General features: G+C 65.1%; 23 protein-coding genes and 1 other annotated feature. Of the genes, 6 read left to right on the top strand and 17 right to left on the bottom strand.

The window, feature by feature from the left end:
* Window positions 1-70: 70 nt before the first annotated feature.
* Window positions 71-124: a sequence feature (sul1 is cis-regulatory element that is thought to sense ions involved in sulfur or methionine metabolism; They are found in Alphaproteobacteria), on the bottom strand.
* A gap of 61 nt (window positions 125-185) precedes the next feature.
* The 5 genes from arsH to V2I08_RS00270 are packed head-to-tail and all read right to left on the bottom strand — an operon-like array spanning window position 186 to window position 3,319.
* Window positions 186-947, bottom strand: a complete 762-nt coding sequence (gene arsH / locus V2I08_RS00290) for an arsenical resistance protein ArsH (protein ID WP_349633365.1) — start codon at window positions 945-947, stop codon at window positions 186-188.
* Window positions 944-2,002, bottom strand: a complete 1,059-nt coding sequence (arsB, locus tag V2I08_RS00285; protein WP_349633364.1) for an ACR3 family arsenite efflux transporter — start codon at window positions 2,000-2,002, stop codon at window positions 944-946. Before arsB ends, arsH begins: the two co-directional genes overlap by 4 nt.
* Before the next feature lie 2 nt (window positions 2,003-2,004).
* Complete coding sequence (gene arsC, locus V2I08_RS00280) at window positions 2,005-2,451, bottom strand: arsenate reductase (glutaredoxin) (protein WP_349633363.1); 447 nt, start codon at window positions 2,449-2,451, stop codon at window positions 2,005-2,007.
* On the bottom strand, window positions 2,448-2,969 hold the full coding sequence (locus V2I08_RS00275; RefSeq protein WP_349633362.1) for an arsenate reductase ArsC: 522 nt from the start codon (window positions 2,967-2,969) through the stop codon (window positions 2,448-2,450). Before V2I08_RS00275 ends, arsC begins: the two co-directional genes overlap by 4 nt.
* Window positions 2,966-3,319: a helix-turn-helix transcriptional regulator gene (locus V2I08_RS00270; protein ID WP_349633361.1), complete on the bottom strand. Its 354-nt coding sequence runs from the start codon at window positions 3,317-3,319 to the stop codon at window positions 2,966-2,968. The genes V2I08_RS00275 and V2I08_RS00270 overlap by 4 nt, the downstream gene beginning before the upstream one ends.
* Window positions 3,320-3,462: 143 nt before the next feature.
* Here V2I08_RS00270 and V2I08_RS00265 point away from each other — a divergent pair, with 143 nt between their 5' ends.
* Window positions 3,463-4,959, top strand: a complete 1,497-nt coding sequence (locus tag V2I08_RS00265; RefSeq protein WP_349633360.1) for an alkaline phosphatase — start codon at window positions 3,463-3,465, stop codon at window positions 4,957-4,959.
* A gap of 61 nt (window positions 4,960-5,020) precedes the next feature.
* Complete coding sequence (locus V2I08_RS00260) at window positions 5,021-6,115, top strand: AI-2E family transporter (RefSeq protein ID WP_349633359.1); 1,095 nt, start codon at window positions 5,021-5,023, stop codon at window positions 6,113-6,115.
* 133 nt (window positions 6,116-6,248) lie between these two features.
* On the opposite strand, the gene rpmB is transcribed toward V2I08_RS00260, so the two are convergent.
* Complete coding sequence (gene rpmB, locus V2I08_RS00255) at window positions 6,249-6,542, bottom strand: 50S ribosomal protein L28 (protein WP_096061165.1); 294 nt, start codon at window positions 6,540-6,542, stop codon at window positions 6,249-6,251.
* 142 nt (window positions 6,543-6,684) lie between these two features.
* Between rpmB and V2I08_RS00250 the strand changes: the two genes are divergently transcribed.
* Together V2I08_RS00250 and V2I08_RS00245 are read left to right on the top strand one after the other, a co-directional pair.
* Window positions 6,685-6,906, top strand: coding sequence for a hypothetical protein (locus V2I08_RS00250; RefSeq protein WP_310221226.1), 222 nt, complete (start codon window positions 6,685-6,687; stop codon window positions 6,904-6,906).
* A 40-nt stretch (window positions 6,907-6,946) separates the two neighbouring features.
* A complete protein-coding gene (locus V2I08_RS00245; protein ID WP_349633358.1) occupies window positions 6,947-7,405 on the top strand; it encodes a nucleoside deaminase in 459 nt (152 codons plus the stop codon).
* On the opposite strand, the gene V2I08_RS00240 is transcribed toward V2I08_RS00245, so the two are convergent.
* Window positions 7,367-9,265 carry a hypothetical protein gene (locus tag V2I08_RS00240; RefSeq protein ID WP_349633357.1) on the bottom strand — a complete coding sequence of 633 codons (1,899 nt, stop codon included), beginning with the start codon at window positions 9,263-9,265 and terminating at the stop codon, window positions 7,367-7,369. The genes V2I08_RS00245 and V2I08_RS00240 overlap by 39 nt on opposite strands.
* 46 nt (window positions 9,266-9,311) lie before the next feature.
* Between V2I08_RS00240 and V2I08_RS00235 the strand changes: the two genes are divergently transcribed.
* Window positions 9,312-9,728 (top strand): GtrA family protein, encoded by a 417-nt coding sequence (locus tag V2I08_RS00235; protein ID WP_349633356.1) that lies wholly within the window; start codon window positions 9,312-9,314, stop codon window positions 9,726-9,728.
* A 110-nt stretch (window positions 9,729-9,838) separates the two neighbouring features.
* On the opposite strand, the gene fdhD is transcribed toward V2I08_RS00235, so the two are convergent.
* The 6 genes from fdhD to V2I08_RS00205 all read right to left on the bottom strand — a co-directional run bounded on the left by fdhD (window position 9,839) and on the right by V2I08_RS00205 (window position 17,084).
* Window positions 9,839-10,642: a formate dehydrogenase accessory sulfurtransferase FdhD gene (fdhD, locus tag V2I08_RS00230; RefSeq protein WP_349633355.1), complete on the bottom strand. Its 804-nt coding sequence runs from the start codon at window positions 10,640-10,642 to the stop codon at window positions 9,839-9,841.
* Window positions 10,643-10,661: 19 nt separating this feature from the next.
* Window positions 10,662-10,967 (bottom strand): formate dehydrogenase subunit delta, encoded by a 306-nt coding sequence (locus V2I08_RS00225; protein ID WP_349633354.1) that lies wholly within the window; start codon window positions 10,965-10,967, stop codon window positions 10,662-10,664.
* Between the two features lie 10 nt (window positions 10,968-10,977).
* On the bottom strand, window positions 10,978-13,824 hold the full coding sequence (gene fdhF, locus V2I08_RS00220) for a formate dehydrogenase subunit alpha (RefSeq protein WP_349633353.1): 2,847 nt from the start codon (window positions 13,822-13,824) through the stop codon (window positions 10,978-10,980).
* The gene (locus V2I08_RS00215) at window positions 13,821-15,476 is read right to left on the bottom strand and encodes an NADH-ubiquinone oxidoreductase-F iron-sulfur binding region domain-containing protein (protein ID WP_349633571.1); all 1,656 of its coding nucleotides are present in this window, start codon (window positions 15,474-15,476) and stop codon (window positions 13,821-13,823) included. The genes fdhF and V2I08_RS00215 overlap by 4 nt, the downstream gene beginning before the upstream one ends.
* Before the next feature lie 8 nt (window positions 15,477-15,484).
* Window positions 15,485-15,937, bottom strand: coding sequence for a formate dehydrogenase subunit gamma (locus V2I08_RS00210; protein WP_349633570.1), 453 nt, complete (start codon window positions 15,935-15,937; stop codon window positions 15,485-15,487).
* A 244-nt stretch (window positions 15,938-16,181) separates the two neighbouring features.
* Window positions 16,182-17,084: a LysR family transcriptional regulator gene (locus V2I08_RS00205; protein WP_349633352.1), complete on the bottom strand. Its 903-nt coding sequence runs from the start codon at window positions 17,082-17,084 to the stop codon at window positions 16,182-16,184.
* 45 nt (window positions 17,085-17,129) lie between these two features.
* Between V2I08_RS00205 and V2I08_RS00200 the strand changes: the two genes are divergently transcribed.
* On the top strand, window positions 17,130-17,651 hold the full coding sequence (locus V2I08_RS00200; RefSeq protein WP_349633351.1) for a molybdenum cofactor guanylyltransferase: 522 nt from the start codon (window positions 17,130-17,132) through the stop codon (window positions 17,649-17,651).
* Window positions 17,652-17,739: 88 nt separating this feature from the next.
* Here the strand turns inward: V2I08_RS00200 and cobA are convergent, their stop codons facing one another.
* The 4 genes from cobA to nirB all read right to left on the bottom strand — a co-directional run bounded on the left by cobA (window position 17,740) and on the right by nirB (window position 24,121).
* Window positions 17,740-18,522, bottom strand: coding sequence for a uroporphyrinogen-III C-methyltransferase (gene cobA, locus V2I08_RS00195; RefSeq protein WP_349633350.1), 783 nt, complete (start codon window positions 18,520-18,522; stop codon window positions 17,740-17,742).
* Window positions 18,509-21,118: a molybdopterin-dependent oxidoreductase gene (locus V2I08_RS00190; RefSeq protein WP_349633349.1), complete on the bottom strand. Its 2,610-nt coding sequence runs from the start codon at window positions 21,116-21,118 to the stop codon at window positions 18,509-18,511. Before V2I08_RS00190 ends, cobA begins: the two co-directional genes overlap by 14 nt.
* Window positions 21,119-21,269: 151 nt before the next feature.
* Window positions 21,270-21,611 (bottom strand): nitrite reductase small subunit NirD, encoded by a 342-nt coding sequence (gene nirD, locus V2I08_RS00185; protein WP_349633569.1) that lies wholly within the window; start codon window positions 21,609-21,611, stop codon window positions 21,270-21,272.
* The gene (gene nirB, locus V2I08_RS00180) at window positions 21,611-24,121 is read right to left on the bottom strand and encodes a nitrite reductase large subunit NirB (RefSeq protein ID WP_349633348.1); all 2,511 of its coding nucleotides are present in this window, start codon (window positions 24,119-24,121) and stop codon (window positions 21,611-21,613) included. Before nirB ends, nirD begins: the two co-directional genes overlap by 1 nt.
* Window positions 24,122-24,321 lie beyond the last annotated feature (200 nt).

Below are 24,321 nucleotides of genomic sequence, written 5' to 3'. Positions count from 1 at the left end.
CTAGCGGGGCATCGCGTGCGTGCGCGGGAAAAGCACGAAACTCGCAAAAGCGAAGCCCAAATTCGCTAATGGTTATCCCAGGGATAGGCGCCGGGCCGAGCCACCCGGCAGGGCCGGGTCCAATGGATGACGTTCCCCTATCCAAGATGCAGGGCCGACGCAAGAGCGATAAGCCGGTCCCTATATCAGACCGATGTCGCCAGCCCGGCCTTCTCGACATGGGTGGCAACGGGTTCGTTACGATCCTTGCGCTCCGAATAGCGGTCCACCAATTGCTCGGCATGGGGCCGCAGCAGGACGGTGAAGCGGACCAGTTCCTCCACCACATCGACGATGCGGTCATAATAGGCGGAGGGCTTCATCCGGCCCGCTTCGTCAAATTCCTCATAGGCCTTGGCGACCGAGGACTGGTTGGGAATGGTGAACATCCGCATCCACCGGCCAAGGACGCGCAGCGTGTTGATGCTGTTGAAGGATTGCGATCCGGCCGACACCTGCATCACCGCCAGGGTGCGCCCCTGTGTCGGGCGCAGCCCTTTATAGGCCAGCGGCAGATGATCGACCTGCGCCTTCATGATGCCGGTGATCTGGCCATGGCGTTCGGGGCTGCACCAGATTTGTCCCTCCGACCAGAGCGAATGGGCGCGCAGTTCATGGACGGCGGGATGGTCGTCGCCCGCCACCTGATCGGGGAGTGGCAGGTCGCGCGGATCGAAGATGCGCGTTTCGCAGCCGAAAAACTGGAGCAGGCGCGCAGACTCCTCGACCACCAGCCGCGAATAGGAGCGTTCGCGCAGCGATCCGTAGAGCAGCAGGATGCGCGGCGGCGGGTCGAGAGCGCCGAGGCCCAGTGCGGGTCGGCGGTGGGCATAGTCCGGGTGAAGGGCGGGCAGATGGTCGGGATCGGCCAGCGTGCGGAGATAGGCGAACGGCACCGTGTCGCTCATGCCGCATCCTCCGCAAAGCGCGACCGGGTGCGGTTGGCGAAGGCGACCAGCGAGAGCATCACCGGCACTTCGACCAGCACGCCCACCACCGTCGCCAGCGCGGCCCCGCTCGACAGGCCGAACAGCCCAATCGCGACCGCGACCGCCAGCTCGAAGAAGTTGGACGTGCCGATCAGCGCGCAGGGTGCCGCGATCCGGTGCGGCACCTTCCAGGCGAAGGCCCAGGCATAGGCAAGCGCGAAAATGCCATAGGATTGAAGGATGATCGGCACCGCGATCAACGCGATCAGCAATGGCTGGCCGACGATGGTTTCGGCCTGAAAGGCGAAGAGCAGCACCACCGTCGCCAGCAGGCCAATGATCGACCAGGGCTTGAGCCGGGCGGTGAAGGCGTCGACCGCCGCCCCATCGCCGCCATGCGCCGCGATCACCCGATGCCGGGTGAAAGCCCCCGCCGCGAGCGGGATGACGACATAGAGGCCGACCGAGAGCAGCAGCGTTTCCCATGGCACCACGATGTCGGTGACGCCGAGCAGCAGCGCGACGATCGGCGCGAAAGCGACGATCATCACCAGGTCGTTCACCGACACCTGCACCAGCGTATAGGCCGGGTCGCCGCGCGTCATCTGCGACCAGACGAACACCATTGCGGTGCAGGGCGCTGCGCCCAGCAGGATCAGCCCGGCAATATATTGGTCGGCATCGCCCCGTGGGATCAGGCCGCTATAGAGATAGTCGAAGAACAGGACGGCGAGCGCCGCCATGGTGAAGGGTTTGATCAGCCAGTTGACGACGATGGTGATGATCAAGCCGCGCGGTTTGCGGCCGATGTCGCGGATGCTGCTAAAATCGACGCCGACCATCATCGGATAGATCATCGCCCAGATCAGCACCGCGACGATCAGGTTGACCGACGCAATTTCCAGCCCGGCCAGCACCGCAAAGGCACCGGGCGCGACATTGCCCGATATCACCCCAACAGCGATCGCCAGTGCGACCCAGAGTGACAGCCAGCGTTCGAACAGGCCGAGCGGCGAGGCGGATGCAGCGCTCATGGTCAGGCGCTCCCGACCGAGGCCGCTACGCGATGTCCTGCCGCATCGACCACCTGCTCGCCATCTTCCTTGGCGAACGCACCCTGCTGCGCCGCCGGGAGGATATCCAGTACCGCTTCGGACGGGCGGCAGAGTTTGACGCCGAGCGGCGAGACCACCAGCGGGCGGTTGATGAGGATGGGGTGGGCCATCATCGCGTCGATCAGTGCCGCGTCGGACAGGCTGTCATCATCCAGCCCCAGGTCGGCAAAGGGCGTGCCCTTTTCGCGCAGCAGGGCGCGCGGCGTCATTCCGGCGCGGGCGATGAGGCTTTCGAGCAGTGCGCGCGACGGTGGCGTCTTCAGATATTCGATCACATGCGGTTCGATGCCCGCATTGCGGATCATCGCCAGCGTGTTGCGCGATGTGCCGCATTCAGGGTTATGATAGATGATGATGTCGGGCGTCATGCGTTCGCTCCCGCCTGGGCGCTGGCGCCCTCGCTCTGGCCGATTTCCTTGAGCTTGCGCTGCGTCGCCATGGCATCCAGGGCGTCGAGCGGCAGTTCGAGGAACAGCGTGATGCGGTTGCGCAGATAGCGCAGCGCGGTCAGGAAGGCATCGCGTTGCCCCTCCCCTTCGACCGCGGCCGGGTCTTCGATCCCCCAATGGGCGGTCATCGGATGGCCGATCCACACCGGGCAGGCCTCGCCCGCCGCATTGTCGCAGACGGTGAAGATGAAATCGAACTGCGGCGCGTCGGGCGCGGCGAACTCGTCCCAGCTTTTCGAGCGCATGCCCTCCGTCTCGAACCCCAGCCCCGACAGCACGGAGAGCGCCATGGGATGAACTTCGCCCTTGGGCTGGCTGCCCGCGCTCCAGGCGCGAAAGCGGCCTGCGCCGAGCTTGTTCATGAGCGCTTCGCCCAGGATCGAGCGGGCCGAATTGCCGGTACACAGGAACAGGACATTATAGACTTTGTCGGTCATGCTGAGGCTCCCTGAGAAACGATGTCGCATTGGATGGAAGACAGAAGGCCGGCGCACAGCGTCGGATCGCCCTGGCAGCAATCGGCCATCAGAAAGCCGAGCAAGCCCTGCATTCCGGCATAGTCAGCGGCATAGTGAATGAGGCGGCTGGTGCGCCAGGAGGTGGCGAGGCCCGCCTGTTCCAGCTTCGCCAAATGATGTGACATGGTCGATGGCGGGACATCCATCGCTTCGGCCAGGGCACCCGCAATCATGCCGTCAGGTCCGGCCTTCACCAGCAGGCGGAAGACCGAAAGGCGGGTGTCCTGCGCCAGCGCGGCGAGCGCCGCAACGGCCTTGTCCTGATCCATGGCGAGTCCTTTATTCGATAGTTGTCGAAATATGGCGCTGAGCCATACCCGTCAATGATATTTCGATAGATGTGAAAATATAGGCATTGTGTAGCACCTCTGTCATGATTGGATGAAAGGGGGTGCGGCAAAGGAGTCTCTTCATGGTCGCTGCCCGCCGTCTTGCCCGTTCGTCCGTTCTTGCCCTGCTGATCGCCGCCAGCCCGGCACTGGCGCAACATGCCACCACCACCGACGCCTATCGGGCGCAGGCGATGGCCGAACTGGAACGGCTCAAGGCAGACGCGCCGGTCGTCGGCAAGGCGCGCAACATCATCCTGTTCATCGGCGATGGCATGGGGGTCAGCACATTGACGGCGGCGCGCATCCATCAGGGACAGCGGCAGGGCGTGGACGGCGAATCCTTCGTGCCGACCATGGATCGGCTGTCCAGTACGGCGCTGGTCAAAACCTATTCGCATGACGGGCAGGTATCGGATTCCGCGCCGACCGCGACGGCGATCCTGACCGGGGTGAAGACCCGCAACGGCGTCATCGGCGTTGGCCCGGAAGTACCGGAAAATGACTGCGCGGCCAGCAAGGCGCATCGCCTGCCCTCGCTGTTCGGTTTTGCGCAAGATCAGGGCATGGCGACCGGCGTGATCTCGACCGCGCGCATCACCCATGCGACGCCCGCAGCAACCTATGCCCACACCGCCCAGCGCGACTGGGAAGCCGATAGCGACCTGCCCGCCGACGCCCGCGCGCAGGGGTGCATCGACATTGCCCGGCAGATGGTGGAGGGCGACGTGGGTGCCCGGCTCGACCTGATCCTGGGCGGGGGCCGCGCCAACTTCCTGCCGACCACCGCGCGCGATCCTGAATATGGCACCATTATGGGCAAGCGCACCGACCGCAAGGATCTGACCAAGGCATGGCAGCGACGCAATCCGCGCGGGGCTTATGTGTGGAACAGCGCGGACTTCGCCAAGGTTGACCTGACCCGCACGCCCCGCCTGCTCGGCCTGTTCGAGCCTGATCACATGCAATATGAGGCCGACCGCGCCAAGGATGCGGGCGGCGAACCGTCGCTGGCCGACATGACCCGTTCGGCGATCACCATGTTGGGCAGCCGCGACAAGGGCTATGTCCTGCTGGTGGAAGCGGGCCGGATCGACCATGCCCACCATGCCGGTAACGCCCGCCGCGCGCTGGAAGACACGATCGCCCTTGATGAGGCGGTGAAGGTCGCGATGGACATGACCGATCGCGCCGATACGCTGCTGCTGGTCACGGCTGACCATAGCCACACCTTCGCGATCAGCGGCTATCCTGGCCGGGGCAACCCGATTTTGGGCACAGTGACCAATGGCGGCCAGGCGCTCAAGGCCAAGGATGGCAAGGGCTATACGACATTGGGCTATGCCAATGGCCCCGGCGCGACGATCGACACGCCGCGCGCCGATCCGCTCCAGACAGACACCACCGCGCTCGACTATCGCCAGCAGGCGCTGGTGCCGCTGGGGTCGGAAACCCATGGCGGCGATGATGTCCTCGCCCGCGCTTCAGGGCCGATGGCGCACTTGGTCAAGGGCACGATCGAGCAGCACAGCCTTTATTATATCATGCGCGATGCGCTGGCCGGGCCTGCCGCCGAATAAGGGTCAGGTTTTCGCGCCAGCAACAGGTTGCACGATGGGTCATGCACGATAGAAGATGTGCATGACCCCTGATCATGACGACGCCGCCACGGCACCCTCGCAGCCGATACCGGCTGCCGCTTCATCGTCCTACAGCCCCGGCCGTATCGCCACCGCGACGTTGATCGTGGTGGGAATCGTCGGCCTCGCATGGATCATGGTCGAACTCACCCGCTTCCTGATGCTGGTCTTCGCCGCGATCGTGATCGGCGCGGTGTTCGACACGATTGCCAGTTGGCTGTGCCGGATCACCGGCATGAACCGCTCTTTTGCGCTCACCCTGTCCGTTGTCGGCATCATCGCCCTGTTCATCGGCGCCTTCACGCTGTTCGGATCGCAACTGGCCCGCGAATTCGACACGATCCGCGAAACCGTCCCCCGCGCTTTGCAAGGCGTGGAAAATCTGCTGGACAGCTATGGCCTTGGCGACCGGGCGCGGCAGTTGATCGAGGGCAGCGGCGAGGACATGTCCCAGCTCGTGTCCCAGGCGGGCGGCTATGCCCTTGCGGCGGGCAGCAGCCTGGCGGACTTCGTCCTCGTTCTGGTGGGGGCGATTTTTCTGGCGGGCGATCCCGCCACCTATCGCCGGGGGCTGCTGTTGCTCATCCCCAAGCGGGCGGAAGACATGGTGGCGATGGCGCTGGACGATGCGTCCGGTGGTCTGCGCGGATGGATGCTCGGCCAGGCGGTATCGTCGCTGGTCATTGCCGTGCTGACCTGGCTGGGGCTTGCCCTGCTTGGCGTGCCCGCGGCCGGTGGGCTTGGCGTCATCGCTGGCCTGCTCGATATCATTCCGATGATCGGGCCGGTCATCGCCGGCGTGCCCGCCGTGCTGCTGGCCTTCACCGTATCGCCGATGACGGCGCTATGGACCATCATATTATTCCTGGCGATCCAGCAGTTACAGGGCAATTTCCTGCAACCGATGATCCAGAAACATGCGGTCAACGTACAGCCCGCCGTGCTGCTGTTCGCGGTCTTTGCCGCCGGATTGCTCTTCGGCTTTCTCGGCGTCCTGCTCGCCGCGCCGCTGACGGTCGTCATCTTCGTGTTCGTCCAGCGCCTATATGTCCAGGCTATGCTCGGCAAGCCGATCAAGGTCGCAGGCAAGGACTGAGAAAGACGCCCTGTAGCCATGCGACGGATGCCTGCCGAGGCTACACGACAAAGATCGCGCCATCATGCACCGGGCACGCAAAAAAGCGGCCCGTTGCGGGGCCGCTTCTTATGCCGAAACGAATCGAGAGAAATCAGGCGGCGGAGGCGGCCTGCTTCTTGACGATGTCGCGCTTGAGGCGGCGGGCCTTGAGCGACAGCTTGTCGTCGCTGGTCTTGACCAGCCAGTTGTCGAGGCCGCCATTATGTTCGACCGAACGCAGACCATGGGTCGACACGCGCAGCTTGAAGCTGGATTCCAGCGTTTCGGAGATCAGCGAAACATTCTGCAGATTGGGCAGGAACACCCGCTTGGTCTTGTTATTGGCGTGGGAAACATTGTGACCCACCTGGCGACCCTTGCCGGTCAGCTCGCAAATGCGCGACATAGTCAATCAACCTTGTAATTCGGGTTCGTTCGGAAAGTCGCGCCGATAATGGGATTCGTGCCTCCCGTCAACCCGCGCGCGTTCAATGCAACCCTTTGGGTGAGGCCTGCGTTGAGCCGTTGTTATCCTAAGCGAGGTCGAAATGCGATTCATTGGTGGTCTACTTGTCATTATCCTGCTGGTCCTGGCTGGCGGTATCGCCACGGGCTTCATCGACCTGCAAAAGACGCGCGACGGGCAATTGCCGCAGATCGCGGTCAAGGAAGGCACGCTGCCCAAATATGAGGCCAATGTCGCCAAGGTGGAAGTCGGCAGCCGCAAGGAAACGGTCGATGTGCCCACGGTGGATGTCAAGAAGCCCTGATTCTTCCCCTTCCCAGTCTGATCCTGTAACGGGCGGAGCCATGGCTCCGCCCTTTCCCTTGCCCGCCCCCATGCGCCGTGCGCTTGATCTTGCCCGCTTGGCCGAGGCGGCGGGCGAAGTGCCGATCGGCGCGGTCGTGACCAGGGATGGGACGATCATCGGCGAGGGCGAGAATCGCAATCGCCGCGATCGCGATCCGACCGCCCATGCCGAAATCGTCGCGATGCGGGCGGCGGCGGCCCATCTGAACGATTTTCGCCTGACCGGCTGCGACCTGTGGGTGACGCTGGAACCCTGCGCCATGTGCGCGGGGGCAATCTCTCACGCGCGAATCGCCCGGCTCTATTATGCCGTGGGTGATCCCAAGGGTGGTGCGATCGAGCAAGGGCCGCGGCTGTTTGCCCAGCCGCAATGCCTGCACCGCCCCGATGTCTATGGTGGCTTGGCCGAGGCGGAAGCCTCAGCGCTGTTGCGGGACTTTTTCGCCGCCCGGCGCTGAATAGTCGATGCGGTAGAGTTGATAGGGCAAGGTCATGCCGGTGTTAAGCGTGACCGGCACCAGCCAGTCGGGCAGTTTGTCGCGCATCAGGTCGGCATAGAAGCCAGCGGGACTGCGCGACTGATAGATGGTGCCTTCGGGAAACCAGGGGCAAACCAGCAGATAGGTCGCATGATGTTTCGCCGCGATAGCGCGGAAATCGCGCGCCGGGCCGTCGAAGGCATGGTGGATGTCGAGGATCGTCGCGCCATTGCGGTGATAGGGTCCGGCGAGCGCGCTATGATGGGTCGTCGCGATCAGGCGCGGACCGAGATCGACCATGGTGAAGATGGTCGCGGGCGGCAACTGGTCCAGCACCGCGAGCGCGGGCTGAGTCCGGCAGCGGCCATTCGCTTTCTTGATCGCATCCGTGCGCACGACGGCGGACGGGCGCCAAGGGCGCGGCGTCTTGCCGGTCGCCTGTTGATAGAGTTTCACGGCCTGCGGATAGAGCGGATAGGCGCAGGCGATCGCTACGAGCAGCGCTACCCCTGCCCCGCCCGCAATCTTCGCCCGGCGCGATCCGGTCAGGATGGCAGCGACCAGACGATGCGCGGCCCAAGCGGCGGGCGGGATCGCCAGCAATTGCGCCGCTGGCCCTGCGCGGAGTTGCCAGAAGAGCAAGGCGATGGCGAAGACCATCATCAGCCCCACGGTCGCCCAGGCCCAGAGCCGCTCAGCGTCGCGCCGCGCATCCCACAAGGCCCAGAGCAGCCCGGCCAGCCCGGCGAGCGGGACCGCCAGCAGCGGCACCACCATTGATTGGGCTTGCGCGGTGATCGGCTTGGCCTCGCGGATATTGGCGAGCCACAGCCGCTCCAGTTCGGGCGAAATCTGATAGGGGCTGAGGCATTGGGGCCAGTTGAGCCAGAAGAAGAGCGCCACCGCGCCGCCCACGATCACGCCTGCGCCCAGCCGCGCCATCCAGCCGCGCAAGGGGGCAAGCGCCAGCAGCACCATGCCCGCCGATGCCGCGCCGAACACCGCGACCCAGATCGGCGAGAGCGCATCGCAGACCTGTTCGCGGTTGGCGGTGCTGGCGAAGAGCAGATAGCAGAGCGAGGTCGCGCCGCCGAGGCTGAGCGCATAGGGCAGCATCCGCCGCTCCGCGCCGTCGCGAAACACCCAGCGTAGCGCGATCAACCCGCCGCCTGCCGCCAGATAGACGATCATCTCCATACCGATCGTGATCGACAGCGCACTGCTGACCCCGGCCATGATGCCGCCGCGCAGCCGGTTGGTGTCGATCACCCCGGCCAGCATCGTCAGCGCCAGCGCCAATTGCCAGCCATGATGGTCGATCCGCATCGGCGCATACATGCCAAAGCCCATTTGCGCCGCCAGGGGCGCCAGCACGGCCAGCAACCAGCCATTCGGCCCCGCCAATCGTCGCCCGATGAAGCCGAGGCTCAGCATCAGCAATAACAGCGGCAGCAAGGGCGCGATCCCGCAGGCCAGCCGGTCGGCCATGCCCTGATCGACGAAGGCGCGGAAGAACAGCATCAGTCCCGCGAGCGGCAAATCGACCAGCCGCGACCAGTGGATATTCGCCCCGCCCGGCGGATCGAGCCGATATTGGCGCAAATCGTACCAGCCCTGCCCCGCCAGCCAGTCCTTGACCTGGACATAGCGGATATTGTCGTCGGTATCGCCCAGCACCAGCCAGTGGATCGCGGACCAGCGCGTCGCCACCATCGTCACGGCAATGGCGATCCAGATCAGAAAGGTCAGCCATTTCCAATGGCGTGCGCCATAGGCGGACAGGAAGGCCGCGATGTGGCAGGCGCGGGCGCGCAGGGTTTCGCCGCTATGCAAGGTCATGCCCGTGGATTAGAGGCTGCGCATCAAAGCGCAACGGGGACCAGCCATGAAATTCGCGCAACGCGTGTCGTCGCAGCACCGGGCGCTGTTCTGGCAGGTCGTCCGCTATGGCCTGACCGGTCTGTTCGTCACCGCTTGCCAGGCGGCGATCTACTGGTCGCTCGCCACCTATGCGGGGCTGCATGTCCAGATTGCCAATCTGATCGGCTATGGCGCGGCGGTCGTCATCGGCTATGTCTCGCACAGCGCCTTCACCTTTCGCGGCCAGGGGGCGAATGACGGCCATGCCGCGCGCGGGGCGAAGTTTATTGCCGTGTCGCTGGTCAGCTATGCGCTCAACGCGCTATGGGTGTGGCTGTGCGTCACCCATATGGGCTGGCCCGCCTGGTCGCCGATCCCGGCGATGCTGTTCGTGACGCCGGCTTTGGTGTTCGTACTCAACCGGCAATGGGTGTTTCGGTGATCGGTAATCCTCCCCTGTAAGGGGAGGGGGACCGCCGAAGGCGGTGGAGGGGTGTCGCCCTATCGATGGGGCGACACCCCTCCGTCTGGCCTACGGCCAGCCACCTCCCCTTACAGGGGAGGATTTTTGGGGTGTTGCATCAGCACCGCATCCGCGCGCGCCAGGACGACCAGCGGCAGGCCCGCCGCCGCCGCGCGGTCCGCCGCCAATTGCGTCGGGGCGGAGATGGTGACGAGCAGGGGGCAATTGGCCAGCACCGCTTTTTCCACCAGCTCATAGGAGCAGCGCGAGGAGAGCAGCGCGAAGCCGCCGTCCCAGTCCGCCCCCATGCGCGCCATCGCGCCGATCAGCTTGTCGAACGCATTATGCCGCCCGACATCCTCCCGCACTAGCCGGATCGTCCCGTCCGCGCCCACCCAGGCGGCGGCATGGACCGCGCCGGTCGCGGCATTTAACGGCTGATGTTCGCCCAGCGCCGCCAGCGCGCGGAAGATTGCTGCGCGGTCGGCCCTTCCCTGCGCCGTGACGCGCGGCAGCGGCCGGATCGCCTGTTCCAGATTTTCGATCCCGCACAGGCCGCAGGAGGAATCCGAGGCGCGATGGCGCACCCGGTCCAGCAAGCGCTCGACCCGTTGGGGCGGCAAGGTGGCGCGCGCCACAAGCCCCTGCGCCGTTGCATGAACATCGACAGCGAACGCCCCGTCGCCCGGTTCGATCAACCGTTCGGCCAGCGCAAAGCCCAGCACCAGATCATCAATGTCGGCGGGCGTCGCCATCAGCACCGCATAGCCGATGCCGCTAAACTCAATTGCGACCGGGACTTCCTGTGCCAGCGCGCGGTTGATCGCCTGCGTCGCGCCATCGGGCGTCAGCCGGTCGAACTGCATCGTCGCGCTGTCTGATGGCCTATCCATCATTGCGGGGTAGCGATGGTCAACCCGCGTCGCAATGCCCGGCTTCATCCACCGCGTTGAACGGTGTCGCCTGGTCCTGCGACACTGGCCTGCCGCCTGCAAGCCGGGCGACGGCCGCCGCGACGACGGGCGAAAAGCGATCAGGCTCTTCCTGCGCCATGGCGATGATCCGCGCCTTCATCCGGGGATCCCAGAAGCTCGCCAAATGCTCGGCCAGGGTTTCGGTCGCCTTGACCTCGCCCATCGTTGCCAGATTGCGGGCGATCTGATGCGCCATATAGACCAGCCGGTCGGCGGTGGACATGATCTGGGGTTCGTCGCTCATCGGCCCGGCCCTATTCCGCTGCTTCGAGCGGCGCGATGCGACGGCTCCTCTGCGCCTGGCTGGCATAATCCTGCTGCCAGTCGCTGGGACCGTTGGATGGCATCACCTGCACCGCCGTCACCTTATATTCCGGGCAGTTGGTGGCCCAGTCGCTATAGTCGGTGGTGATGACGTTCGCCTGCGTCTCTGGATGGTGGAAGGTCGTGTAGACGACGCCCGGCGCGACCCGCTCGGTCACTTGCGCGCGCAAGGTCGTTTCCCCCGCGCGGCTGCGCAAGGTCACCCAGTCGCCATCCTTGAGGCCGCGATTGTCGGCGTCGGACGGATGGATTTCCAGCCGATCCTCCGGGTGCCAGGCGGTGTTGGCCGTCCGCCGCGTCTGCGCGCCGACATTATAGTGAGACAATATGCGCCCGGTGGTCAGCAGCAGCGGGAAGCGCGGGCCGGTTTTCTCGTCGGTGGGCACATAATCGGTGACGACGAACTTGCCCTTGCCGCGCACGAAGCCGTCGGCATGCATGGTCGGCGTGCCGTCCGGCGCTGCGTCATTGGCGGGCCATTGCAGCGACCCTTCCGCCTCCAGCCGGTCATAATGGACGCCGGCAAAGGTCGGGGTCAGCGCTGCGATCTCGTCCATGATTTCCGACGGATGGCTGTAGGTCCAGTTGAGGCCCATGGCGTTGGCGACCAGTTGCACGATCTCCCAATCGGCATGGCCGTTGAGCGGGGCCATCACCTTGCGCACCCGTTGGATGCGGCGTTCGGCATTGGTGAAGGTGCCGTCCTTCTCCAGGAAGGTCGATCCGGGCAGGAAGATATGGGCGTAATTGGCGGTTTCGTTAAGGAACAGATCCTGCACCACCACGCATTCCATCGCCGCGAGGCCCGCCGCGACATGATGGGTGTTGGGGTCGGACTGAAGGATGTCCTCGCCCTGCACGAACAGGCCCTTGAACGTCCCGTCGGTCGCGGCGTCCAGCATGTTGGGGATGCGCAGGCCGGGTTCAGCGTCGAGTGATACACCCCAGGCTCGTTCGAACAGGCTGCGCGTCGCGGTGTCGGAAACGTGCCGATAGCCCGAAAATTCATGCGGGAAGCTGCCCATGTCGCATGCACCCTGCACATTATTCTGCCCCCGCAGCGGGTTCACGCCCACGCCTTCGCGCCCGACATTGCCGGTCGCCATGGCGAGGTTGGCGATCGCCATGACGGTCGAGCTGCCCTGGCTATGTTCGGTAACGCCAAGGCCGTAGTAAATGGCACCGTTGCCGCCAGTGGCATAGAGCCGGGCGGCGGCGCGCACTTCATCGGCTTTTACGCCGGTTAGCGGCTCGATGGCTTCGGGCGAGCGGGCGGGTTCCGAGACGAACTCGGCCCAATCAGCAAATTCGTCCCAGTCGCAGCGTTCGCGGATGAAGGCTTCGTCATAGAGTTTTTCGGTGACGATCACATGCGCCATCGCGGTCAGCATCGCGACATTGGTGCCGGGGCGCAGCGGCAGATGATGATCCGCCTCGACATGGGGGGATTTGACCAGATCGGTGCGGCGCGGGTCCATGACGATCAGCTTTGCACCCTGACGCAAGCGCCGTTTCATGCGGCTGGCGAATACGGGGTGGCCGTCGGTGGGGTTGGCCCCGATCACCAGAATCACGTCGGCCTGCATCACGCTGTCGAAATCCTGCGTGCCTGCCGATGTGCCGAAGGTCTTGCTCAAGCCATAGCCGGTCGGCGAGTGACAGACGCGGGCGCAGGTATCGACATTATTATTGCCGAACCCCTGGCGGATCAGCTTCTGGACGAGGAAGGTTTCTTCATTGGTGCAGCGGCTCGACGTGATGCCGCCGATCGAGCGGGTGCCATATTTCGCCTGGATGCGGCGAAATTCGCTGGCGGTATGAGCGATCGCCTCGTCCCACGACACTTCGCGCCATGGCTGATCGACGCTGGCGCGGATCATGGGGTTGAGGATGCGGTCCTGATGCTGGGCATAGCCCCAGGCGAAGCGCCCCTTGACGCAGCTATGACCGCGATTGGCCTTGCCGTCCTTCCACGGCACCATCCGCACCAGCTCCTCGCCGCGCATTTCCGCGCGGAAGGTGCAGCCGACGCCGCAATAGGCGCAGGTGGTGACGATGGCGCGGTCGGGCGTGCCGACCTCTACCACCTTCTTCTCGATCAGCGAGGCGGTAGGGCAGGCCTGAACGCAGGCACCGCAGGATACGCATTCAGAGCCGAGGAAATCCTCGCCCTGCGACGCGGCGACCCTGGAGTCGAACCCCATCCCCTCGATCGTCAGCGCGAACGTCCCCTGCACTTCGTCGCAGGCTCGGACGCAGCGGGAGCAGACGATGCATTTGCTGGGATCGAAGTCGAAATAGGGGTTCGACTGGTCCTTCGCCTGCCCCATATTGGTCGCGCCATCATAGCCATAGCGCACCTCGCGCAGGCCGACGGCCCCGGCTTGATCCTGCAATTCGCAATCGCCATTCGCGCCGCAGGTCAGGCAATCGAGCGGATGGTCGGAGATATAGAGTTCCATCACGCCACGGCGCAATTTCTTGAGCCGCTCGGTCTGCGTCCGCACGACCATGCCTTCGGCGACCGGGGTGGTGCAGGAGGCTGGATAGCCGTTGCGGCCCTCCACTTCGACCAGGCAGAGGCGGCAGGAGCCGAAACTTTCGACATTGTCAGTCGCGCACAGCTTTGGGATGGAGCCGCCCAGCAGTGAGGCGGCGCGCATGATGCTGGTGCCTTCGGGCAGGGTCACGGCCTGCCCGTCGATGGTCAGCGATACGCTCTTGCTCGTGGCGATTGCTGCCGGGGTGCCATGATCGGTTTCGCGGGTGTAGGTCATTCCGCAGCCTCCTGAACGGGCTTGGCCAGGCCGAAATCCTCTGGAAAATAGTCGAGCGCGCTCAGCACCGGATAAGGGGTGAAGCCGCCCAGCGCGCAGAGTGAGCCATATTTCATCGTGTCACACAGGTCGCGCAGCAGGTCGGATTGAGCGCTGAGCGAGGTGTCGATGCGGGATGGGGAACGGGAATAGAGAGCTTTATCAATATACCCCTCCCCCGTTCGGGCTGAGCCTGTCGAGCCGAAGGCGGCCGTAGGCCAACCCTTCCCCTGATCCTTCAAGAAGGAAAGCCCTTCGACAAGCTCAGGGCGAACGGTGTGAGACGTATTGCGCGCCGCCATGATCCGATCGACAATCTCCACCCCGCGCGTCGATCCGATCCGGCAAGGCGTACATTTGCCGCAGCTTTCCACCGCGCAAAATTCCATCGCAAAGCGCGCCATATGCGCCATATCGACGCTATCGTCGAACACCGTAATCCCGGCATGGCCGATGAGGCCACCGGCTGCCGCAAAAGCTTCATAGTCGAACGGCAGATGAAACATGCTGGGCGGGAAATAGGCGCCCAATGGCCCGCCCACCTGCACCGCGCGTACCGGGCGGCCGCTGGCAGTGCCGCCGCCAATATCGTTCACCAATTCGCCCAGCGTGATGCCGAAACCGATCTCGTAGAGCCCGCCGTGGCGGACATTGCCCGCCAGTTGCACCGGCATCGTCCCGCGCGACCGGCCGAAACCGACCGCCGCATAGGCCTCCGCCCCTTCCGCCAATATGAACGGCACGGCGGCGAGGCTCAGCACATTGTTGATGACGGTCGGCTGGCCGAACAGCCCTTTGAGCGCAGGCAAGGGCGGCTTGGCGCGCACCTGTCCGCGTTTGCCCTCGATCGAATCGAGCAATGCCGTTTCCTCACCGCAGACATAGGCACCCGCACCCTCCCGCACTTCCAGCGTGAAGGGCGCGATCAGATGCGCCGACCGCTCGATCGCCAGCCGCATCGTGTAAATGGCGAAGGGATATTCGGAGCGGATATAGATATAGCCATGGTGCGCGCCGACGGCATGGGCGGCGATCGCCATGCCCTCGATCAGGCAATAGGGGTCGCCCTCCATCAGCATCCGGTCGGCGAAGGTGCCGCTGTCGCCCTCGTCGGCGTTGCAGACGATATATTTCTGGGTTCCGGGCGCATCCAGCACCGTCTGCCATTTGATGCCGGTGGGGAAACCCGCGCCGCCACGCCCGCGCAGGCCCGACGCCTTGACCGCATCGACCACCGCCTGCGGCGCAAGCGCGCGCGCCGCGTCCAGGCCTTTCCATCCGCTTGTGGCGGCATAATCGTCCAGGCAAACCGGGTCGATTACGCCACAGCGGGCAAAGGTGAAGCGCTGCTGCCCGGCAAAGAAAGATAGCTGCTCAATTGGTCCCAGCCGATTGGAATGCGTGCCATCCAGCACCGCCGCAACATCCCAAGGCCCGACCGGGCCATAGCCGATGCGGCCGTCCGCCGTCTCGACCTCGACCAGCGGTTCGATACTGAACAGCCCGCGCGATCCGGTTCGGATCACCTCGCACCCGGCGTCGGCAAAGGCGTGCGCCACATCATCCGCGCCCAGCGCGACCGAGGCCATATCGCGGCTCACATAGATTTTCATAGGGATTTTCATGCCGCCACCTCCGCCGCGATCCGCTCCAGCGCCGCACCGTCGATCCGCGCCACCGGGCGGCCGTCGACCAAAGCATTCGGCCCGATCGCGCATAGGCCCAGGCAATAGACCGGCTCCAGGCTGACCGCGCCATCGCCGCGCGTCTGCCCCATCGCCACGCCCAGCCGCTGCGCCGCCGCCGCCTCGATCGCCGCGCCGCCGCGCGCCTGGCAGCTTTCGGCCCGGCACAATTTCACGACATGGCGACCCTGCGGCGTGCGGCGAAAATCATGATAGAAAGTGACGACGCCATGCACATCGGCACGCGACAGGTTCAGCGCCTTGGCGATGACCGGCACGATCGCATCAGCAATATGCCCGGCCTCTTCCTGCACGGCATGGAGCAGCGGCAAGAGCTGGTCGCGCGTTGCGCCATGCTGCGCCGTCCAGCCTTCGATAAACTCGTCCATCCCGACACCCTGCCCTTGTTGGCCGCTATTTTGCGCCATAGTGCGGCGGCGGGGCGTGTCGGTCAAATCGAAGCAGGCGATGCTTGATAGAGATTGACTATGAAAATTCATCATCCTCCCCCTGCGGGCGAGGTAGCTGGCCGCAGGCCAGACGGAGGGGTGTCGCGCTATCGAGAGGGGGACACCCCTCCACCATTCGCTACGCGAACGGTCCCCCTCCCCTTACAGGCGAGGATATTTTGCCCTAAATCGTCTTAAAGCCGGGCGGCAACCGCAACTCCCGCGCGACGGCCAGTACCGCTTGTGCCAATGGTCCCATCGGCGCGCTGTCGGATACGATCACGCCGACCCGGCTGCCCTCCCCCATATCCGGCAACGGCGCGGTGCGTGCCCAGCGCAGGCCATCGAGCAGCGCGGCATGGCTGTCGGGAATGATCGAACAGAGCCGCCCCTGCTGCACCAGCCCCAGCAGCGCAACATAGCTGTCCGCCGTCACCAGCGGCCGCAGCGCCAGTCCGCGTTCGGCCAGTCGCGCGTCCAATATCCGCCGGTTCTGCATCCCCTGATGCAGCAGGCAGAGCGGTAGACTGGCGAGGTCCGCCCAGTCGATGACGACAGGGATCGGCACGCCGTCCGCCGCGCTCACCAGCATCGCGCGCTCGGCATAGAGCGGCACCGACAGTGCATGGGCGGGCGGTTCGAAATCGAGATAGGTAAGGCCCGCGTCCAGCTCGAACGCCGCCAGCTCGCGCTCGATCTGGCGCGAGGTCAACGCCCGCACCGAAATATTCAGACCGGGATAGCGCGCCAACATCGCCGTCGCGAGGCAACCGATGGCGGGCATGGCGGCGGGGATCGCCCCTAGCCGCAACTCGCCCTTCAACGGTCCGCGCGCCGTTTCCGCCGCCTGCCCCAGCGCTTCGGCGGCAGCCACCAATTGCCGCGCCCAGGGCAGGATCGCTTCGCCTTCCGGCGTTAATCCGCCATATTTGCGGTCGCGGCGGATCAGCCGCTTGCCCAATTGCGCCTCCAGCGTGGCGATCCCGGCCGACAGCGTGGGTTGCGACACATGGCATTGCGCCGCCGCTCGCGCGAAATGGCCTTCGCGCTCCAGCGCCAGAAAATATTCGACAAGGCGGGTCTGCATCGCTTTGCTATAGGCTTTATAGAGCGAAGCTATCAAGGAAGCGCTATGGCGACGGGACGGATATTGGGCGCGGTGCTGGCGGGGGGACGGTCCAGCCGCTTCGGCAGCGACAAGGCGCTGGCCCTGATGCCCGATGGCCGCCCCCTGATCGACCATGCGGTGGCGGGTCTTGCCCCGCATGTCGCGCAGGTGGTGATTTGCGGACGCGCAGGCGGCCTTTCTGATCGGCCCGCGCCCGATATGGGACCATTGGGCGGGCTTAACGCGGCGCTGCATCATGCGCTGACCGAAGGTTTTACCGGGGTGCTGACCACCGGCTGCGACATGCCGCTTTATCCGGCGGAGTTGCCCGCCGCCTTGATCGGCGAGGGCGCGGCGATCCTCAAGGGCCAGCAACTGCTCGGCTGGTGGCCCGCACCCCTCGCGCCCGACCTCGACGCCCATCTGGCCGAAGCCAATAACCGCTCCATCCATGGCTGGCTCGACCGCATCGGCGCGCGCGTGGTGGAAATGCCGGGACTGCTGCTGCCCAATATCAACCGGCCGGAGGATATGGCGGGGTTGTAACGCTCAACGCCCGTTCGTTTCGAGCGAAGTCGAGAAACGCTTGTCCTGCCCCCCGTTTCTCGACTTCGCTCGAAACGAACGGAGCGAGTTAAGCTGGCAAAGCCACGCTCGCCGCAATCTCCGCCAACAGCCCTGTCCCCGCTACCGCCTCACCAATCAGCAGCAAGGTCGGGTCTTCGTCGCTGATCGTCGCCACCAGAAAGGCCAGCGCCGACAGCTTCCCCCGGATCAGCCTTTCGTTCGGCAGCGAGACATTCACCGCCACCATCACCGGCGTTTCCGGGTCACGCCCCGCCGCGATCAGGTTGCGCGCAATCTCGCCCGCTGCCGCGCGGCCCATATAGATGCCGATCGTCCCGCCCGGTTGCGCCAGCGCGGCCCAGTCGAGCTTCAGCGGCTCGTCAGCCTTGAGATGCGCCGTCACCAGCGTCAGCCCCCGCGCCTTGCCGCGCAGGGTGAGCGAGGCATGGCCGCTCGCCGCCGCCGCGCTAGCCGTGGTGATGCCGGGGCAGATCCGCACCCGCACGCCACCTTCGCCCAGATGCGCCATCTCCTCCGCCGACCGGCCGAAGATCGACGGATCGCCCCCTTTCAGCCGCACGACACGCTTGCCCGCGCGCGCCGCAGCCAACAGCAAGTCGTTGATGCTGTCCTGTTGCTTGCTGTGCCGCCCCGATCGCTTGCCGACGCTGACGCGCTCGACACCAGCGGGGATCAGATCCAGCACGCCCGGCCCCACCAGCGCATCGTAAAAGACGATATCCGCTGCGCCGATCAGCTTTTCCGCCTTGCGCGTCAGCAGGTCCGGGTCGCCCGGCCCTGCCCCTACCAGCCAGACATCGCCCGGCGCGATCAGGTCATTCGGCTGCATGCAACGTCTCCTGCGAAGTCTGGACGAGAATATTGGCGAGCGCGGGACGGCACGATCCGCAATTGGTCCCCGCGCCGATCGCGGTGCCGATCGCCGGCACATCGACCAACTGCTGGTCGCGGATCGCCGCCACGATCTGGTTGAGGCCGATATCGAAGCAGACGCACACCACCGCGCCCTTGTCGGGCTGGCTCCCCGGCCCCCGCGCCGCCAGCACGGAAGCGCCCACGCCATCGACCGCGAGTTGCCCGATCAGCCAGTCGCGCGTCGGCAACAGGCCACTGCGGGTGATGATCAGCACGCCCGCGAGTTTCCCTTCGCGGATGATCGCCACGCGGCGCGTGCCGCGCGTCTGGTCGATCGCCTCGACCCGTTCGCCTTTGGGCAGGCAGGCTTCCAGCCGCGCCGGATCACCATTGCCCGCCACTTCATACAGCGCACCGCACGGCACGGTGATGCGGGTGGCCCAAAGGCACGGCACACGGACGGGTTCGGCCCCGCGCAGGATGAGAAATCCCTTCCATTCGGTGGCAATCTTCTCGACCCGAACGGGGGTGGATTTGAAACCCGGTTGCCCCGAATGCGGGTCGGTCAGCGGGCGCGGCAACAGGCCTGTGCGGCCGCCGCTCGATTGCTGGTCGGTCCAGTGGATCGGCGTGAACACTTCACCGGGGCGCTGCCCCTCGCTGATCCGCGCGCGGAACAGGCTCTCCCCCTGCGCCGTCGATACCCGCGCCAGATCGCCATCGGCGATGCCCAGCGCCGTCGCGTCGTGCGGATGCAACTCGACCAAAGGCTCCTCACGATGCCGCGCCAGTTTCGGCGACAGGCCGGTGCGCGTCATCGTATGCCATTGGTCGCGATAGCGGCCGGTGTTGAGCGTCATCGGCCAGTCGCGCAACGGCCCCTGCAACGCCATCTGCGTCACCGGCACCAACCGCGCCTTGCCATCAGGCGTCGGAAACCGCCCGTCTGCAAAAGGCATCCCGCCCCAGCGGAACGGTGTCATCGCTTCATAGACCTCATTGCCGATCGTCGCCTGCGCACGCAAATTGAGCAGCCGCGCGCCATCATTCTGATAAGCGGTCAGCCGCGCATGTTCGCGCCAGATGTCGGCGGGCCGGTCATAGGCGAAGGCATTGCGCCACCCCATCCGCCGCGCAACCTGCGTGACGATCCACCAGTCGGGCTTGGCATCACCTGGCAGCGGTAGCAGCGCGCGCTGGCGGCTGATCGTTCGGTCGCTATTGGTGACGGTCCCGTCCTTCTCGCCCCAGGCGGCGGCTGGCAGGCGGACATGGGCGTGGACGGCGGTATCGGTGGTGGCCATCACGTCCGACACGACCACGAACGGGCAGGCCTCCAGCGCTTCGCGCACGCGCCCCGCATCGGGCATCGAGACGGCGGGGTTGGTCGCCATCACCCACAGCGCCTTGATCCGCCCCTCGTCGATCGCGCGAAACAGGTCGACGGCCTTCAGCCCCGGCTTGGCCGCCACATTCGGCGCGGCCCAGAAACGCCCGACCCGCGCGACATTGTCGGGCGCGAAATCCATATGCGCCGCCAGCGTCGTCGCCAGCCCGCCCACCTCGCGCCCGCCCATGGCATTGGGCTGGCCGGTGATCGAAAAGGGCGCAGCGCCCGGCTTGCCGATACGGCCGGTGGCGAGGTGGACGTTGATAATCGCATTGACCTGATCCGTGCCACGGATCGACTGGTTGATCCCCTGGCTGAACAGCGTGACGGTGCGCGGGGTCGCGGCGAACATCTCGTAAAATTGCTGCAATTCGGTAGGCGGCAGATCGCACGCCTTGGCCGTGGTCCACAGGTCATTACCGTCTCGGATCGCCTCCCAGAAGCCATCGGGGGCAGCAACGCTATCGCGCAGAAAGTCCCCATCCAGCAACCCGGCCTGATCCATCCAGGCCAGCAACCCGTTCATCAGCGCCACGTCGCTGCCGGGCTTCAAGGCAAGATGCAGGTCCGCCCCTTCACAGCTTTCGGTGCGACGCGGGTCGATCACCACCAGCTTGGTGCCACGCGCGGCCCGCGCTGCCTGTATCCGCTGATAGACGATCGGATGGCACCAGGCGGTGTTGGACCCCACGAGGACAATCAGGTCGGCCTCATCCAGATCGTCATAGCTGGCGGGCACGACATCCTCGCCGAACGCGCGCATATGCCCCGCCACGGCGCTCGACATGCACAGGCGGCTGTTGGTGTCGATATTGGCCGACCCGATAAACCCCTTCATCAGCTTGTTGGCGACATAATAATCTTCGGTCAGCAACTGGCCGGAGACGTAGAAGGCGACGCTGTCAGGCCCGTGCTTGGCGATCGTCTCGCGAAAGCGCTTCGCCACAAGGTCCAGCGCCTTGTCCCAGCTTGCCCGCTTGTCGCCGATCATCGGATGGAGCAGTCGCCCCTCCAACCCTACCGTCTCGCCCAAATGCGTGCCCTTGGAACAAAGCTTGCCGCCATTGGCCGGATGCGCTGGATCTCCCGCGATCGTTACGGCACGCGGGCCGGTCGGCCTCGCGGAGATACCGCAACCGACGCCGCAATAGGCGCAGGTCGTGCGGATGGGGTTGGTCATAAATCCTCCCCAGTACGGGGAGGGGGACCAGCCGCAGGCTGGTGGAGGGGGCCAGCGTCAAGCGCAGCGGAAGGAGAGGTCGCACCTAGCGGCCGCCCCCCTCCACCACCGGCTTCGCCGGTGGTCCCCCTCCCCGTGCCGGGGAGGATACTCACGCCGCGCGCTTCCCGATGACGGCATCGCGCAGCAGGAAGATGCGCCCGGCATCGACCTTGAGCGGGATCACCGGCACGCATCCCTTATCCTCGCCCAGCGCCTCGCCAGTCTTGAGCGAGATGTTCCAATTGTGCAGCGGGCAGGTGACGACCCCGCCATGGACGATCCCTTGGCTGAGCGGCCCCTGCTTGTGCGGGCAGCGATTGACGAGCGCATGGAAATCGCCGCCGGTGGTGCGGAAGATCGCAATCTCTTCGCCGCCCAGCACCGGCAGGGTGCGGGCATTGCCCGGCGTGATCTGATCCACCGAACCGATATCGAGCCAGTCTCCGGTCATCATACGGTCTCCAACGGGCGCACTTGCGCGATATGCTGATGCAGTTCGGCATGTTCGCCCGCGACGCGCTCCGCCCAGGGATCGTCCTGCATGAACTGCTGCGAAAAGAGGAAGCGCGCGCGCAGCGCTTCGCGGCCGACATCATCCTCAACGATCCGCGCCTTCACATAGTCGACCCCGACCCGCTCGATCCACGGCGCGGTGCGCTCCAGATAGCGGGCCTCTTCGCGATAGAGTTGCGTGAAGGCGGCGCAATAATCGAGCGCTTCCTGCTCGGTTGATACCTTGCACAACAGGTCGGTGACACGGACATGGATGCCGCCATTGCCGCCAACATGCAGCTCATAGCCGCTGTCGACACAGACGATGCCGAAATCCTTGATCGTCGCTTCCGCGCAATTGCGGGGGCAGCCCGACACCGCGATCTTGAACTTGTGCGGCATCCACGACCCCCAGGTCATCCGCTCGGTCTTGACGCCCAAGCCAGTCGAATCCTGCGTGCCAAAGCGACACCATTCAGACCCGACGCAAGTCTTCACCGTGCGCAGCGACTTGCCATAGGCATGGCCCGACACCATCCCCGCCGCATTCAGGTCCGCCCAGACAGCGGGCAGATCCTCCTTCTTGATCCCGAAAATGTCGAGCCGCTGGCCGCCGGTGACCTTGACCATCGGCGCGTTGAACTTCTCCACAACATCGGCGATCGCGCGCAACTCACGCGGGTTGGTCAGGCCGCCCCACATGCGCGGCACCACCGAATAGGTGCCGTCCTTCTGGATATTGGCGTGCATCCGTTCATTGACGAAGCGGCTCTGCTGGTCATCGACATAGGCGCCGGGCAACGCGCAGAGCAGATAATAGTTCAGCGCCGGGCGGCAGGAGGAGCAGCCATCGGGGGTCGACCAATGCAGCTTCTGCATCACTTCGGGGATCGACGTCATGCCCTGCGCCACGATTTCGCGCCGCACATCGTCATGGCCAAAACTGGTGCATTTGCACATCGTTTTGGGGCCGGACTGGACATCCTCCCCCAGCGTCAGTGCCAGGATATTTTCGACCAATCCGGTGCAACTACCACAGCTTGCCGACGCCTTGCACCCGGCCCGCACCGCATCCAGGCTGCACGCGCCCTGTTCGATGCAGGCGACGACCTGACCCTTGGACACGCCGTTGCAGCCGCAAATCTCGGCATCGTCCGAGAGCGCTGCAACGGCCGCCTTAGGGTCCAGCGCGCCTCCTCCAGAGGCGAAGGCTTGGCCAAAGATCAGAAGGTCGCGAATGTCGGCGACATTTTCGCCGCGTTTCAACAAATCGAAATACCAGCCGCCATCGGCGGTATCGCCATAGAGCACCGCGCCGATGACGCGATCCTCCTTCACCACAACCCGTTTATACACGCCCCGCGACGCATCGCGCAGAACGATGTCCTCGCACCCTTCGCCGCCCGAAAAGTCACCGGCGGAAAACACGTCCAACCCGGCGACCTTCAGCTTGGTCGACGTGACGCTGCCCTTATAGCCCGTATGCCGGTCGGTCAGGCCATCGGCCAGGCTGCGGCACATGTCCCATAGCGGCGCGACCAGGCCATAGACATTGCCGTCATGTTCGACGCATTCGCCGACCGCCAGCACGTCCGGGTCGCTGGTGACCATATGGTCGTCCACCTTGATCCCGCGCCCGATCTCCAGCCCAGCCGCTCGCGCCAGCGCGACGCAGGGGCGGATGCCCACCGCCATCACCACCAGGCTGGCGGGGATCAGCGTCCCGTCCTTCAACCGCACGCCCTCGACCTTGCCATCGCCGCAGATTTCCGCCGTGTCGGCCCCGGTCAGTATCGTCTGGCCGCGCGCTTCAAGCGCGCTTTTGAGCAGCCAGCCGGCCGCCTCATCCAGTTGCCGTTCCATCAGCGTCGGCATGATGTGCAGCACCGTCACCTTCATGCCGCGCAGCATCAGGCCATGCGCCGCCTCCAGCCCCAGCAGCCCGCCGCCAATCACCACCGCGTCGCCGCCACGATTGGCCGCATCCAGCATCGCATCGACATCCTTCATGTCGCGAAAGCTGATGACCCCCGGCAGATCCTTGCCCGGCACCGGGATGATGAACGGGTCGGAGCCGGTCGCGATCAACAGCTTGTCATAGGCGACGGTGCGGCCCGACTGGCTGGTGACGGTCTTGGCTGTCCGGTCGATCGCCACGACCGGATCGGCGACGATCAGGTCGATGCGATTGTCCGCATACCAGGCGCGGTCATTGATGATGATCTCATCGAACGTCTTTTCCCCCGCCAGCACCGGCGAGAGCATGATGCGGTTATAATTTACATGCGGTTCCGCGCCGAAGATGGTGACGCGATAGCGCCCCGCATCGCGCGCCAGCAGTTCCTCGACCGCGCGGCACCCGGCCATGCCGTTGCCGATCACGACCAGATGCTCGCGCGCCTCGTCGGCAGGGACGAAGATCGCCGCCTCGCTGCCCGCCATCGGCTCCGTTCCGATCTGAAATTCCATATTCGTGACTCCAGAAAACAAAAAAGCCGCCATCCTGACCCCCGGTGAGAACCGGAAGTCAGGATGGCGGCTTTGCCATCATATGCGCCTTTTCGATCCGTCCCTGGATCGCTTCGGCTATGGTTGGAAGGACAGCTTTGTCCTCTTGCACTGCACCATAACAGAATCGCCCGATGCCTCAAGCGATTCCTGTTCCTGGT

Source organism: Sphingobium sp. MK2 (assembly GCF_040170545.1).
Classification (GTDB): Bacteria; Pseudomonadota; Alphaproteobacteria; order Sphingomonadales; family Sphingomonadaceae; genus Sphingobium.
This window is presented reverse-complemented; position numbering and strand designations above follow the sequence as displayed.